The organism is Agrobacterium sp. InxBP2 (assembly GCF_026191755.1).
GTDB lineage: Bacteria > Pseudomonadota > Alphaproteobacteria > Rhizobiales > Rhizobiaceae > Agrobacterium > Agrobacterium pusense.
This window is the reverse complement of sequence record NZ_JAINDY010000026.1, coordinates 217,503-231,323: the sequence shown is the minus strand read 5'-3', so window position 1 is coordinate 231,323 and position 13,821 is coordinate 217,503. Positions and strand designations below refer to the sequence as shown.

The window sequence follows — 13,821 nt, the reverse complement described above, 5'->3', positions numbered from 1 at the left end:
TTTCATCGCGCCGCCGGGGGGAGGCCGCCGGCGCACCAATAACGGGAGGCGGGAAGGCGAGAGTTGCTCGGCTTCCCGCGTACCATTTTTAATTCACAAGGTAGGTCCATGCACCACAAGACCTTTAAATCCAATATCGGTTTTCCGGAATCCGGCAAGGATTCCGACACGTTCATCGACCTCGACCGCCTGTGGGCCGCCGTGGTGCGCCGTGCCAACGTCATTGCCGCCTCCGTCATTGCCGCCGTAGTTTTGGCCGGACTTTACCTGGTGCTTGCGACCCCCGTTTATACGGCGATGACGCAGGTGCTGCTCGATGAAAGCCTCTCCCGTTATGCGGAAGAGGAATCGCCTGTGCCCGCTGCCCAGATCGTCGACAACCGCATTGCCAGCGCCGTGGAAATCCTCAAATCCAAGGAAATGGCGCTGACCGTGGTGGACAAGGCCAAGCTTGACGAGAACGACACCATCGTCAATCCGCCGATGTCGCCGGTCGAGCTCGTCAAATCCTCCGTGCGCGGTATCCTCGATCTCGTCCTGCCGGGCGATCCGCCGGTCTCCGAAGCCGCAATCCGCGCCGGACGCCGCGAAAAGGCCGCCTCCGTGCTGCAGCAGTCGCTGACTGTGGAGCGGGTCGGTCGCAGTTCCGTCATCGCAATCTCCACACGTTCGACTGACCGCCAGCTGGCCGCACACATCGCAAAGACCTACGCGCAGGCCTATCTCACCGAGCAGCTGAACGCCAATTTCGACGCCAGCGAGCGGGCCTCTGTCTGGTTGCAGGAACGCCTGACCGACCTTAACCAGCGCGCCCAGGCGGCAGAGCTTGCGGTGCAGAAATTCAGGTCCGACAACAATATCGTGTCCTCGCGCGGCGAACTGATGTCGGAAGGCCAGCTTGCCGATCTCAATGGCCAGCTGATTGCGGCACAGGCGGATGCCGCGACGGCCTCCGCCCGTTACAATCAGTATAAATCCATCATCGACCGCGGCCCGGAAACGGCCGTCGACAACGCCGTCGTCTCGGCCCGTGATACCGACAATTCCGTTATTCAGGATCTGCGCAAGCGCTACATCACCATTTCCGACCGGCAGCGGGGCATTGTGCAGCAGTTCGGAGCAGACCATCCGCAGGCAGCCGCGCTGGACGCCGAGAAGAAAGAAGTGGCGCAGCAGATCTTCCAGGAACTGCAGCAGCTGACCGGCAGCTTCAAGAACGAATACGACGTCGCAAATTCGCGCGTACAGTCGTTGCGCGACAGTATCGACAAGGTGGCTGGCCGTAATTCGGAAGCCAACATCACCATGGTGCAGCTGCGCGAGCTCGAGCAGCGGGCGACGGCCCTGCGCACCCTCTACCAGTCCTATCTCGGACGCTTCGAAGAGGCTTCGCAGAAGCAGTCGCTGCCGATCGCCAAAGCCCGCATCATCTCCGAGGCCGGTCTTCCCACATCGCCTTCCAGCCCGAAAAAGACCATGACAATGGCGCTTTCGGTCGTACTGGGCCTGATGCTGGGTGGGGGCATTGCGGCACTTCTCGAATTCCGCGACCGCTTCTTCCACACCGGCAACGATGTGCGTGATAACCTGCGCATGCGCTTTCTCGGCTACCTTCCCTTCATCGGCGAAAGGGGTGTGGAAAACGCCAAGACCGGAAACAGCGCCGCAACCCCCGGCGGCGAGAATGCAACGCTTGAGGACAGCGGACAGGTTTCGTTCCAGAAAATGCTGCGCCTCGCCGTTGACAGTCCGCGCTCCAGTTTTGCGGAAACGCTGCGCAACGTGAAACTGACGGCGGATGTCGTTATTCAGGAGCGCCAGTGCCGGGTCATCGGCGTCATTTCCTGCCTGCCGAATGAGGGCAAATCGGTCGTTGCGCTCAACCTCGCGGGCCTGATCGCCTCCACCGGCAAGCGCACGCTTGTGGTGGATGCCGACATCCGCAATCCGGGTCTCAGCCGCATGCTGACCACGCGCCAATCCGCCGGTCTGGTGGAGGTCGTGCTTGACGAGGTGCCATGGACGCAGGCGGTGAAAGTGGACACGCGCACCAAGATGGGCATTCTGCCGGTTTCGACCAGCAACCAGTTCGCCCATTCAAGCGAATTGCTCTCCTCTTCCGGCATGCGCAAGTTTATCGACTCGGCTCGCGAGGCCTGCGACTACATCATCGTTGACCTTGCACCCGTTGTGCCCGTCATCGACGCCAAGGCCTTTGCGCCGCAGGTGGACGGCTTCGTCTTCGTCACCGAATGGGGCAAGACACCGATCCAGATGGTGCAGAACCTGATGGCCAACGAACCGCAGATCGCCAACAAGACGCTCGGCATCGTGCTCAACAAGACCGACATGACGGAACTGCAGCGTTATGCCGGACCTGGCGGTTCGGAGCATTACCACGAGTCGTTCTCGGCCTATTACGGCGATGCAAAGCCGCCGGTGAAAGAAGATGCGTAGTGGCAGAGATTTAACAGGCCGGTTGCATCCACACTCCGTCACTCCGGCCCCCGAGCCGGAGTCCAGCCAGCCCAAGTCCTTGAGCTGAATGAAGTCCTGGCGCCGCGCAGACGCGCGGCGGCTGGATACCGGATCTAATCCGGCATGGCGGAAGAATTACAAATTCCCCCATTCCACCCATGGCATTACCCGCCGAAATTGCGCATTGATGGCGTCACGCAAAAATCGCAAGCAGGACCAATGCCATGTCTTCACCAATCGCCTTTGTTTCACGGATGAACGCAGAGACGGAGGCCGTTTGGAAACAGGCGCTGCGCGCCGCCATGCCGGAGGAGGAGATCCTCTCCTTTTCCGAATTGACGGATGAGCAGCGGCGGGCAGTGGAATTTGCCATTGTCGCCAATCCCGATCCGGCCGATATCGCCGCTCTTCCGGGCCTCTCATGGATCCACAGCCTGTGGGCGGGCGTGGAGCGGCTGGTGCTGGAACTGGGCAGCAAGGCTCCCCCCATCGTTCGGCTGAAGGACCCGGAACTTTCCCGCGTCATGGCCGAAGCGGTGCTGGCATGGACCTATTATCTGCAGCGTGACATGCCCGCCTATCGCGAAAATCAGCGAAAGGCGCTCTGGCAGGAACTGGATTACCGCCACCCCGGCGAGATGACCATCGGTCTCCTGGGGCTCGGAGCACTCGGCGCGGCCGCGGCGGAGCGCCTTATCCATGCCGGCTTCAACGTCGCAGGATGGAGCCGTTCGGCCAAAACAATCGAAGGCGTAGAAACGTTGACCGGCGATGCAGGGCTGCAGGCATTGCTGGAAAAAAGCGACATTCTCATCTGCCTTGTGCCACTTACCGATGCGACGCGCGGTCTTCTCGATGCCCGCCGTCTCGCCGCAATGAAACAGGGCGCGGCAGTCATCAATTTCGCCCGCGGCGCCGTCATCGTCGCCGATGCGTTGATCGCGGCGCTCGATTCCGGCAAGCTCTCGCATGCCGTACTCGATGTCTTCGAACACGAACCACTCCCTGCGGCTTCGCCATTTTGGCAGCATCCCAAAGTTACGGTCCTGCCGCATATTTCCGCGCCGACAAGCCGGGAGAGTTCGGCGCGGATCGTGGCCGGCAACGTCCGCACATGGCGGGAAACCGGCAAGCTGCCGGAAACCGTCGACATGGACCGCGGTTACTGAACCAGCATCAAGGCGGCCTATTCGGCCGCCACCGGCCTGGCCGTATGGGCCTTTTCAACGGCGGCAATGATCTGCTGTTCATCGTAGGGCTTGGTGAGCAGGACTGCGCTTTCCGGCGCCCCCTCCGGCAGATGGCTGTCGCCCGTCGCAAAGACGATGGCAAGACCCGGCCTGCGGCGCAGGGCCTCCACCGCCAGTTCACCGCCCTTCATGTCCGGCAGGCCGATATCTGTAACGAGAACGTCGATCTGCTCCGATTCGATAACCTTCAGCGCCTGCGCCGCGTTGCCAGCCTCAACAACGGCAAAGCCGCTCTCCGAAAGCATCTCCATGGAATTCATCCGGATCAGCTCGTCATCCTCGACCAGAAGAACCTGGATTGACCGCTCCCGGTTGTCGACCGCCATGGCGGATTCGGGGATTTTTGAAGAACCAGGCCGCGCCCTCGACAGCGAAACCTGCTTGCGGTTGGCTATGACGTGGCGGATGCGCCGCGCCAGCGCTTCACGCGTATAGGGTTTGGATAGCAGTTCCACACCTGCATCCAGCTTGCCGCCATGCACGATGGAGTTTTCGGTGTAACCCGAGGTGAAAAGAACGGCGAGATTGGGCAACCGCTCCTGCGCGCGACGCGCCATTTCCCGGCTTTTCAAGGGGCCTGGCATCACGACGTCGGTGAAGATGACATCGATCGGAATGCCGCTTTCCACCACCGTCAAACCCGCCTGTGCGTCGCGTGCGGTCAGCACCCTGTAACCGAGATCGCTCAGAGTTTCGACGACCGTACCGCGCACTTCTTCATCGTCCTCAACCACGAGGATCGTCTCCGTACCACCTTCGACAGGGCCGTTATGCACCACGACCTCCCTGTCCTCATCGGCTGCGGAACGCGGCAGATACATTTTCACCGTGGTGCCCTGCCCCACCTCGCTATAGATGTTCACATGCCCGCTGGACTGTTTGGCGAAACCATAGACCATGGAAAGGCCAAGGCCCGTGCCCTTGCCCTCGGGCTTGGTCGAGAAAAACGGTTCGAAGACCTTTTCGAGTATCTCCGGCGACATGCCCGAACCCGTATCGGTGACCGCGAGCATCACATATTGCCCGGCCGTGACCTCGGAATGTTTGCGGGCGTAATCGCGGTCGAGAACAGCATTGGCTACCTCGATGGTGAGCTTTCCGTGCCCTTCCATGGCATCGCGCGCGTTGATCGCGAGATTGAGAAGCGCGTTTTCCACCTGGTTGGGGTCGGCGTAGGTGTTCCAGAGGCCGCCTGACGTGATGACCTCCACCTCGATCGCCTCACCAAGCGAGCGGCGAAGCAGGTCATCCATGCCGGTTACGAAACGGGCAATATTGATGACCCGCGGCTCCAGCGCCTGACGGCGGCCGAAGGCCAGAAGCTGGCTCGCGAGCTTCGCACCACGTTGGACGCCCGCGAGCGCATTCTCCAGCCGGCGCTCCGCACGTTCATTGCCGATCACATCTTTCGACAGCAATTGCAGATTGCCGGCGATCACCTGCAGTAGATTGTTGAAATCATGCGCCACACCACCGGTCAGCTGACCGATCGATTCCATTTTCTGCGCCTGCTGAAGGGCCTTTTCGGTCTGACGGCGCTCCGCCATTTCAGCTTCGACCCGGGCTTCCAGCCCCTCATTCAGTTGCCGGAGCTGCTCTTCCGCCCGGATGCGATGGCGAATTTCACGCTCAAGGTTGCTCGCATGTTCCTTGAGGGTATCTTCGGCACACCGCTGCTCGGTGATATCGGTGTGAACGCCGACCCATTCGGCAATAGCACCTGACTTGTCGAAAATCGGCACGCCGCGGATCGCGAAAGTACGATAGACACCGTCATGTCTGCGCACGCGATGTTCCCAGATATAGGTCGATTTTTCCGCGACCGCCTTGTTCCAGCTATCGACTGAACCCTGCCTGTCTTCCGGATGAACGGCGTCCGCCCAGCCAAAGCCCTGATATTCTTCGGGCGTCTGGCCCGTCAACGCCGCCCATGCCGGCTGCTCACCCAGCATCCTGCCTTCGGCACTGTTGGTCCACAGCACACCGTGCACGGCCTCCACCGCCGCGCGGAAACGGTTGTTGCTGATGAGGATTTCCTGCTCCGAGCGCTTCCGCTCTTCGATATCGATGATCAGGACATAGATGCCGTCGACGGAGCCGTCGGCAATGTAGCGCGGAACATACCGGATTTCAGCGGCGCGCTTGGTGCCATCCGGTCTGCTGATGACGGTATCCGAAACGATCTTCTCACCGGCAAGCGCCCGGTCGAGATAGGCCTTGCGCGCATCGAAAAATGCCTCGCCGACAATCTCGGGAACGCTGCGGCCGATGACGTCTTCACCACTTCGGCCGAACCATTCGAGATAACCGTCATTGGCAAATTTATAGATGTAATCGCGATCGACATATCCGACCAGAATGGGCAGGGCGTTGGTGAGTCGGCTCAATTCCTTGCGGCTCTGCTCCATAGCCTCAACGGCTTTCACCTTGTCGGTATTTTCGAGCACGGTGCACAATACGCCATCAACCGTGCCACCTTCATTATAGATAGGCGTGTAAAACAGGTCGAAGATCACCTCTTCCGGTATGCCATGTCGCATAAGCGTCATTGGCTGGTCGCGATAGGCCAACACTTCACCGCGAAAACCGGCTTCGAGAATGCGGCTGTTCCAGTCCCAGATTTCCGGCCAGATGCCGGGTACCGTGCCGCCCAGCGCCTGCGGATGGTAATTACCGGCGATCTCCGCATAACCGTCATTGTAGATCATCACATGATCGCGGCCCCACATCAGCACCTGCGGAATAGGTGAATTGACGACGGAATTGGCTTTTTGCCTCAGATTTTGCGGCCAGTCGCAAATCGAACCAAGCGATGTCTTCGACCAGTCGAAGCGGCGCACAAGCTCACCCGTTTCACCGCCGCCGATGGGCCATACCGGGGCAGCACGAAGATTGGTCATTCAAAATCACCACAAAAATCGAGAAGAAATCTCCCGTAATACAGAACGGGATAAAAGTCCAAGAGAACAGAAACTTCGCCTGATTGTTCCCAGACTTTTCAAAAAAATGAAAAAGTTCCCTCGCTTTTGAAATATCATTGATGCGCCGCTAAACAACTATGTTTTTCAATATCTTAATTCCGAAATTTTCGCTAATATGGCCCTGCGATCGCGCCTTCGTCCGGCGAATGGCATCCTCAATACGCCAGAAATTGCCGCAAACGGGATGGCGACAAAAGATTTATTAAGCCTCAATAAGGGTGCTGGCGGTCGCGGTGCCGTCAGCGCCCGGGTCATCGCCACACCGCGACCAGAGGGAACAACAATGAAAATACTTTTGGGTGCCACAATTCTTTCCGCCGGCTTCGCCTTTTCAGGCAGCGCAGCCCATGCCGCCGACTGTGGAAACGTAACAATCGCCAGCATGAACTGGCAATCCGCTGAAGTTGCCGCCAACCTGGACAAATTCATTCTCGAAAAAGGCTATGGCTGCTCCGCCGAAATCGTTACCGGCGATACGGTGCCGACACTGACCTCCATGGCCGAGAAAGGCCAGCCGGATATCGCACCTGAGGCCTGGGTCAGCCTGCAGCCGGAAATCGTCAAGCAGGGTCTGGAAGGCGGCAAAGTGGTCGCGGCCGCAAAAATCCTTTCCGATGGCGCTGTTCAGGGCTGGTGGATTCCGAAATACGTCGCTGACGCCAACCCCGATCTCAAAACAATTCCTGATCTTTTCAAGCATCCCGAGCTCTTCCCATCGCCTGAAGACAAGTCCAAGGGTGCTGTGTTCAACGGCCCGCAGGGCTGGGGCGGCACAGTCGTCACCGCGCAGCTGTTCAAGGCGTTTGGCGGCGAGAAGGCCGGCTTCACCCTCGTGGACACCGGCTCTGCCGCAGGTCTCGACGGCTCCATCGCCAAGGCCTATGAAGCCAAGCAGCCCTGGGTCGGCTATTACTGGGCGCCCACCTCCCTGCTCGGCAAATACGAAATGGTGAAACTTGGATTCGGCACTGAGTACGACGCGGCCGAATGGAAACGCTGCACATCCGTTGCCGATTGCGCCGATCCGAAGCCGAACGCCTGGCCGATCGATGACGTACAGACGCTGGTCAGCAAATCCTTTGCCGATCGTGCCGGTCCGGCAATGGATTATCTCAACAAGCGTGCCTGGACCAACGCCACCGTCAACAAGCTGATCGCCTGGATGACGGATAATCAGGCCACCGGCGAAGACGGCGCCAAGCAGTTCCTGAAGGAAAACGAAGCCCTGTGGAAGGGCTGGGTCTCGCCCGAGGTCGCGGAAAAGGTCAAGGCCGCCCTTTAAAAAGCGCGTCCTGACATATCTGCCCGGCAACCGGCGTCTCCCGCGGCGACGCCGAACCGCATCGGCTACCCGGCTTGGCTGATAACGATGCGCCGGTTCAACAGAGCGTTCCGCCCATGCGTCCAGTTGGCCGCGCGGCGCTCTGGCGATTTTACTCCCGGAGTGCGGAGGACATCGATCCCCGCCTCCGGTTCGTCATGGAGAACAGGATATGGAATGGCTTTTCAAATTTCCGACCATGAATGACGATGCTCTGCGCGCGCTGAAAAAAGTCATCGACGAGGGGTTCAGGGCGTTCACCCGAACCTATGGCGGCGCAATCGAGGGGATGTTCACCCCACTCCAGAGCTTCCTCATCTGGGCGGAAAGGCTTTTGATCGGCGCGCCCTGGCCGGTCGTTATTCTTATTGTCGGCGCTCTTGCCTGGTTCGGCAGCCGCAGCGCCACCATTGTTTCGCTCTGTTGCGGCATTCTCTTCGCCATCGGCTGGTTCGGCATGTGGGAAGACACGATGAAGACGGTTTCGATGATCTTCGTCTGCGCCGTGCTGTCCATCGTCGTCGGCCTGCCCATCGGCATTGTCATGGCGCGCTCCAACCGCCTTCAGAACGTGATCAACCCCGTTCTCGATGTGATGCAGACGATGCCGAGCTTCGTCTATCTTATTCCGGTCGTCATGCTGCTCGGCATCGGCCGTGTGCCAGGTGTCATCGCCGTCGTCATCTACGCCCTTCCGCCGATGATCCGGCTCACCAATCTCGGCATCCGCATGGTCGACCGTGACGTCCTGGAGGCCGCCGATGCCTTCGGCTCCTCCAAACGCCAGAAACTTTTTAAAGTTCAGCTGCCGCTCGCGCTGCCCACCATCATGGCCGGCATCAACCAGACCATCATGATGGCGCTTGCCATGGTCGTCATCGCCTCCATGATCGGCGTGCAGGGCCTCGGCCAGCCGGTGCTGAAGGCCATCGCCAACCAATATTTCACGCTCGGCGTGTTCAACGGGCTTGCCATCGTCGGCATCGCCATCATTTTCGACCGCATCAGCCAGGCCTATGGCCTTCGCCTGCAAAAACACCGGGAAGTGGCGCATGGCTAGTCAATCGATCGAAATTCGCAGTCTTTACAAGATTTTTGGCTCCAAAGCGGGGGATCATGTCGAAGCAGTCAAAGCCGGCATGTCCAAATCGGAACTCAACGCCAAGCACGGCCATGTGCTCGGCCTGCGTGACATCAACATCACCATGCCGGGCGGGCAGATCACCGTTATCATGGGCCTTTCCGGCTCCGGCAAATCCACGCTGATCCGCCATGTCAACCGGCTGATCGACCCGACCGCCGGCGAAATCCTCTATGGCGGCACAGACGTGTGCAGCCTCAACGAAGCGGATCTTCTGGAATTCCGCCGCCACAAGACGGCGATGGTGTTCCAGAAATTCGGTCTCCTGCCCCACCGCAACGTGCTGCAAAATGTCGTTTACGGCCTTGAGGTGCAGGGCGTCGACAAGCGCGAGCGCGAAGAAAGGGCAGAGGTCTGGATCAGGCGGGTCGGCCTGGAGGGCTTCTCCAACCATTACCCCAACCAGCTCTCCGGCGGTATGCAGCAACGTGTGGGTCTCGCCCGGGCGCTCACCAACAATGCCGAAATCCTGCTCATGGACGAGGCCTATTCGGCTCTCGATCCGCTCATCCGCGTCGACATGCAGACGGTGCTGCTGGAACTTCAAAAGGAGCTGAAGAAGACCGTGGTCTTCATCACCCACGATCTCGACGAAGCGCTGCGGCTGGGTGACAAGATCGCCATTCTGCGCGATGGCGAAATCATCCAGCAGGGAACGGCCGCCGAAATCGTCATGTCGCCGGCGGATAGTTATATCGAGGCCTTCGTGGAAGAGGTCAATCGCGGCCGCGTCATTCGCCTTGGCGCCGTGGTGCAGCCGGAATTTGCCGGCCAGTCCCGCCTTCAGCTCGATGCGGATATGACGGTTGAAGAGGGCCTGCGCGCGCTGGTCCGGGAAAATGTCAGCAGCGCCACGGTCGTCGGAGAAAACGGCAAGGCGCTTGGGGTAATCACCACCGATGCCATCATGCGCTGCCTCGTCCGAACCGCACATGGTGAGGAAGCAGGCATGGCTGAACGTTTGTCAGGCTGAGCCTTCGAGCCACGCGGCCATGCCCTTTGCGGCCGCCTTGCCGGTGGCGAAACAGGCGGTCAGGAGATAACCGCCGGTGGGCGCTTCCCAATCCAGCATTTCCCCGGCAGCAAATATGCCGGGGAGCTTTTCCAGCATGTAGTTTTCATCAAGGCCGTTCCACGCGATACCACCGGCGGACGAAATTGCCTCGGCAATCGGCCTCGTCCGCAAAAGCGGAATCTCTGCATGCTTTATTCTCGCGGCGACGAACTCGTCCGGCATGGCGGCGATGTCGGGAAAGATTTCCCGCAGAAGCCCGACCTTCACGGCAGACAGGCCAGCCGCCTTACGCATGCGGTTTGCGAAACTTTCCTTCCTGACGAGCCTGCCCAGATCACGGCTAAGTCGTTCCACCGTACGTCCGGGCGCAAGATCAATCGCCAGCGACGCTTTCCCTGCTTCTTCCAACCGGTCCCGCAGGGCGGCGGAATGGGCATAGATCACGCTGCCCTCAATGCCGTGCTTCGTGATCACGAATTCGCCCTGAAAGGCTCCGGCTGGCGAAATGGTGATGGTGGATTTCACCGCTTCCCCCGCAAAACGCGAGCGGAAGACATCGCTCCAGTCAACGTCGAAACCGCAATTGGCGGGGCGGAACGGGGAAAGCGCCACGCCTCTCTCCGCCAGCGCCGGAACCCATACGGCGTCCGAACCGAGACGCGGCCAGCTTGCGCCACCGAGCGCCAGAAGAACGGCATCGGCCTTGATGATGATCTCGCCCTCCGGTGTCGCGAAAACCAGGTGCTCGCCGGAAAAACCCGTCCAGCGATGCCGCGTCCTGATGGTCACCCCCTGCGCCTCCAGGCGGGCGAGCCATGCCCGGAGCAACGGCGAAGCCTTCATGACGGTGGGAAACACCCGGCCCGAAGTGCCGACGAAAGTTTCCTGCCCCAGCCCCTGCGCCCAGTCGCGCAGCATATCCGGCGTGAAATCATCGAGAGCGGCGCGCAGCCTCGGTTCCGCATCGCCGAACCGGTGCCGGAAACTGTCGTAGTCTTCGGCATGGGTGATGTTGAGACCGGATTTTCCGGCCATCAGCAATTTGCGCGCCACGGTCGGCATCGCCTCGAACACCGTCACGGCATGGCCTGTAGCGGAAAGCATCTCCGCCGCCATCAGCCCCGCCGGTCCGCCGCCGATAATTGCGACCTGCCTCGCCTCGCCCAAAACCCTCTCCATTACCATCTTCACCGTTGAAAGCCTTATAGCGATTTCCGCAGGCGAATATATGCGATATTGAAGCGCCCATGTTCACGCTCGACCGCCCCGTCACCTTTTCTCAGGATATCAAAAAAAGCCGCTTCATCGCCTTTGCCGCGCCGGTGACGGGTGAAGAGGACGCGAAGAACTTTCTTGCAGCGCATTCCGATCCCGACGCAAACCATAATTGCTGGGCATGGCGAGCGGGTCAGACTTATCGTTTCAGCGATGACGGCGAACCCTCGGGAACGGCCGGTAAACCGATCCTTCAGGCTATCGACGGTCAGGCACTCGACAATGTCGCGGTTCTCGTCATCCGCTGGTTTGGCGGCATTCTGCTCGGCAGCGGCGGGCTGATGCGCGCTTATGGCGGCACGGCGGCGGCCTGTCTTCGCCTCGGCGAGACGTCACCGGTCATCGCTTATGTCAGCGCCACGCTGAGTTGCCCTTTCTCAGACCTAGCACTGGTGAAATCACGCCTTTCCGCCACGCCGAACCTGCGGCTTGAGAGGGAGGACTTTACCGGCACCGGCGCGGATATGGTGCTCTCGGTTCCGGCCGAGGAAACTGAACGACTAACGCAGCTCCTCGGCGACCTGACCAGCGGACGCGTCAATCTCCATATTCCCGACTAGAGTTTTCGCTTTTCTTCGAATCGCGGAAACACTCTAACTCTTTATTTTGGCGCATTTCCGGTCGGAAAACCGGGGCCACCTTTCCTGGAAATGCTCTAGCGCCTGTCCGAATGCGCAATTCGTGCTAAGGAAGCGACATGTCATCCGAGCTTTCCAACCCTATCTATAATCCGCCACTCGACCCTTGGCTCACCATCGTGCACCGCGATGACGATCTGCTGGTGCTTGATAAGCCGAGCGGGCTGTTATCGGTGCCGGGGCGCGATCCGGCGCTTTCCGACAGCCTCATGACGCGTGTGCAGAAGCAGTTCCCGAAAGCGCTGATGATCAACCGGCTGGACAAGGACACCTCGGGCATCGTGCTGATGTCGCTGAACCGCAAGGCGCACGCCGCAATTGCGTCGCAGTTTGAAAACCGTCAGACGCGCAAATCCTATGTTGCCATTGTCTGGGGAGAGGTTCCCGGAGAGGCCGGAGAAGTGGACCTGCCGCTCGCCATCGATCCCGAAAACAAGCCCCGCCACCGGGTCGACCACGAAAATGGCAAGTCCGCGCAGAGCCTGTGGCAGGTGCTGGAACGACTGCCGCTTCCAGCGACGCGGCTGGCGCTCACTCCCCTCACAGGGCGCACCCATCAATTGCGGGTGCATATGAAGGCGCTTGGCCATCCCATTCTCGGCGATGAATTTTATGCCGAAGGTGAGGCGCTTTCCGCCGCGCCCCGCCTGATGCTGCATGCGCAGGAAGTGGCATTCCGTCATCCGGACGGCCGGGATGTCATCTATACCGTGCCCTCTCCGTTCTGAGGTCGATATGAAGGAACAAAACGATAGTTTCGTGGTGGATTTCGTCGGCGGCGCGGTGGGGCACCGTTTTCGTTCCGGCGAAGGGCGCGGACAGGCACTGCCCAAGGCCGCAGGGTTCACCAAGGGCCGCACGCCAAAAATCGTCGATGCCACGGCTGGCCTCGGGCGGGACGCCTTCCTGCTCGCATCGCTCGGGGCTGACGTCACCCTCATCGAGCGCTCGCCGGAAATGCACGCCCACCTCGCTGACGGCATTCGTCGTGCACTGGAAGCGGGCGGCGCTTATGCCGCGGCGGCAGCGCGCATGACGTTGCTCCACGGCGACTCCCGGCATTTGCTGAAAGAGCTGTCACCGGAGGTGGTGATTGTCGACCCCATGCATCCGCCGCGCCACAACACGGCGTTGGTGAAAAAAGAGATGCGGGTTCTGAGAGAACTGGTCGGCGCCGACCCGGACCAGGTTGAGCTGATGGAGGCTGCGCTGGAGAATGCGACGAAGCGGGTGGTTCTGAAGTGGCCGCTCCGCGCCGACCCGATGCCGGGTGTTCGCAGGCCATCACATCAGATACTGGGTAAGAACACCCGCTATGATGTCTTCATGATCTTCGGAAAATCCCACGACGAGGATGAATGATCAGCGGAAGTTCGGCTTTCGCTGCGCGTTCATCAGAAGCTCATGCCGCGAGGCGAACTCACCGAACAGCTTTCTGAGCCTGACTTCCTCGGCCTTGTCGAGCCGATAACGGCGGCAGAACTCCGCCACGTTGAGGATCGGCTTGGTTCTGTTCGCGTCTATGGTCTTGTTGTCGATGATTTGCATGGCGCCCTCCGTATAACAGAGGCCAAACGCAGCGCACGGCTCGCGGTTCCCTATGAATTCGCATGGATGAGAAAAGAGCGTGACGCCTGCACACGCAATGATCAAGTTTTCTTGAAACTGTCGAAGGAAACGAAATCCTCCCCAAATGGTTTCCTGCGTGACCTAAACGACGGA

11 protein-coding genes are annotated in these 13,821 nt (G+C 60.0%); 8 read left to right on the top strand and 3 right to left on the bottom strand.

What is annotated here, in order from left to right; translation table 11 throughout:
• Window positions 1–108 precede the first annotated feature (108 nt).
• The gene (locus K7A42_RS09080) at window positions 109–2,457 is read left to right on the top strand and encodes a polysaccharide biosynthesis tyrosine autokinase (RefSeq protein ID WP_174151149.1); all 2,349 of its coding nucleotides are present in this window, start codon (window positions 109–111) and stop codon (window positions 2,455–2,457) included.
• Between the two features lie 245 nt (window positions 2,458–2,702).
• On the top strand, window positions 2,703–3,647 hold the full coding sequence (locus K7A42_RS09075; RefSeq protein WP_174151148.1) for a 2-hydroxyacid dehydrogenase: 945 nt from the start codon (window positions 2,703–2,705) through the stop codon (window positions 3,645–3,647).
• 17 nt (window positions 3,648–3,664) lie between these two features.
• Here the strand turns inward: K7A42_RS09075 and K7A42_RS09070 are convergent, their stop codons facing one another.
• Window positions 3,665–6,628 carry a PAS domain-containing protein gene (locus K7A42_RS09070; RefSeq protein ID WP_174151147.1) on the bottom strand — a complete coding sequence of 988 codons (2,964 nt, stop codon included), beginning with the start codon at window positions 6,626–6,628 and terminating at the stop codon, window positions 3,665–3,667.
• A gap of 364 nt (window positions 6,629–6,992) precedes the next feature.
• Here K7A42_RS09070 and K7A42_RS09065 point away from each other — a divergent pair, with 364 nt between their 5' ends.
• From K7A42_RS09065 to K7A42_RS09055, 3 genes are all read left to right on the top strand, one after another.
• Window positions 6,993–7,991, top strand: coding sequence for an ABC transporter substrate-binding protein (locus K7A42_RS09065; protein ID WP_100911604.1), 999 nt, complete (start codon window positions 6,993–6,995; stop codon window positions 7,989–7,991).
• 211 nt (window positions 7,992–8,202) lie between these two features.
• A complete protein-coding gene (locus K7A42_RS09060; protein WP_112416442.1) occupies window positions 8,203–9,090 on the top strand; it encodes an ABC transporter permease in 888 nt (295 codons plus the stop codon).
• Window positions 9,083–10,144 (top strand): quaternary amine ABC transporter ATP-binding protein, encoded by a 1,062-nt coding sequence (locus K7A42_RS09055; RefSeq protein WP_112416441.1) that lies wholly within the window; start codon window positions 9,083–9,085, stop codon window positions 10,142–10,144. The genes K7A42_RS09060 and K7A42_RS09055 overlap by 8 nt, the downstream gene beginning before the upstream one ends.
• Here the strand turns inward: K7A42_RS09055 and K7A42_RS09050 are convergent.
• On the bottom strand, window positions 10,136–11,365 hold the full coding sequence (locus K7A42_RS09050; protein WP_174151146.1) for a TIGR03862 family flavoprotein: 1,230 nt from the start codon (window positions 11,363–11,365) through the stop codon (window positions 10,136–10,138). The genes K7A42_RS09055 and K7A42_RS09050 overlap by 9 nt on opposite strands.
• 68 nt (window positions 11,366–11,433) lie before the next feature.
• Between K7A42_RS09050 and K7A42_RS09045 the strand changes: the two genes are divergently transcribed.
• From K7A42_RS09045 to K7A42_RS09035, 3 genes are all read left to right on the top strand, one after another.
• Window positions 11,434–12,021 carry an IMPACT family protein gene (locus tag K7A42_RS09045; protein WP_174151145.1) on the top strand — a complete coding sequence of 196 codons (588 nt, stop codon included), beginning with the start codon at window positions 11,434–11,436 and terminating at the stop codon, window positions 12,019–12,021.
• A 137-nt stretch (window positions 12,022–12,158) separates the two neighbouring features.
• Entirely contained in the window at window positions 12,159–12,827 is a 669-nt protein-coding gene (locus tag K7A42_RS09040) for a pseudouridine synthase (RefSeq protein ID WP_174151144.1), read from the top strand.
• Between the two features lie 7 nt (window positions 12,828–12,834).
• Window positions 12,835–13,461: a class I SAM-dependent methyltransferase gene (locus K7A42_RS09035; RefSeq protein WP_174151143.1), complete on the top strand. Its 627-nt coding sequence runs from the start codon at window positions 12,835–12,837 to the stop codon at window positions 13,459–13,461.
• Here the strand turns inward: K7A42_RS09035 and K7A42_RS09030 are convergent, their stop codons facing one another.
• Window positions 13,462–13,647, bottom strand: a complete 186-nt coding sequence (locus K7A42_RS09030; protein WP_004437649.1) for a hypothetical protein — start codon at window positions 13,645–13,647, stop codon at window positions 13,462–13,464.
• Window positions 13,648–13,821: the final 174 nt, after the last annotated feature.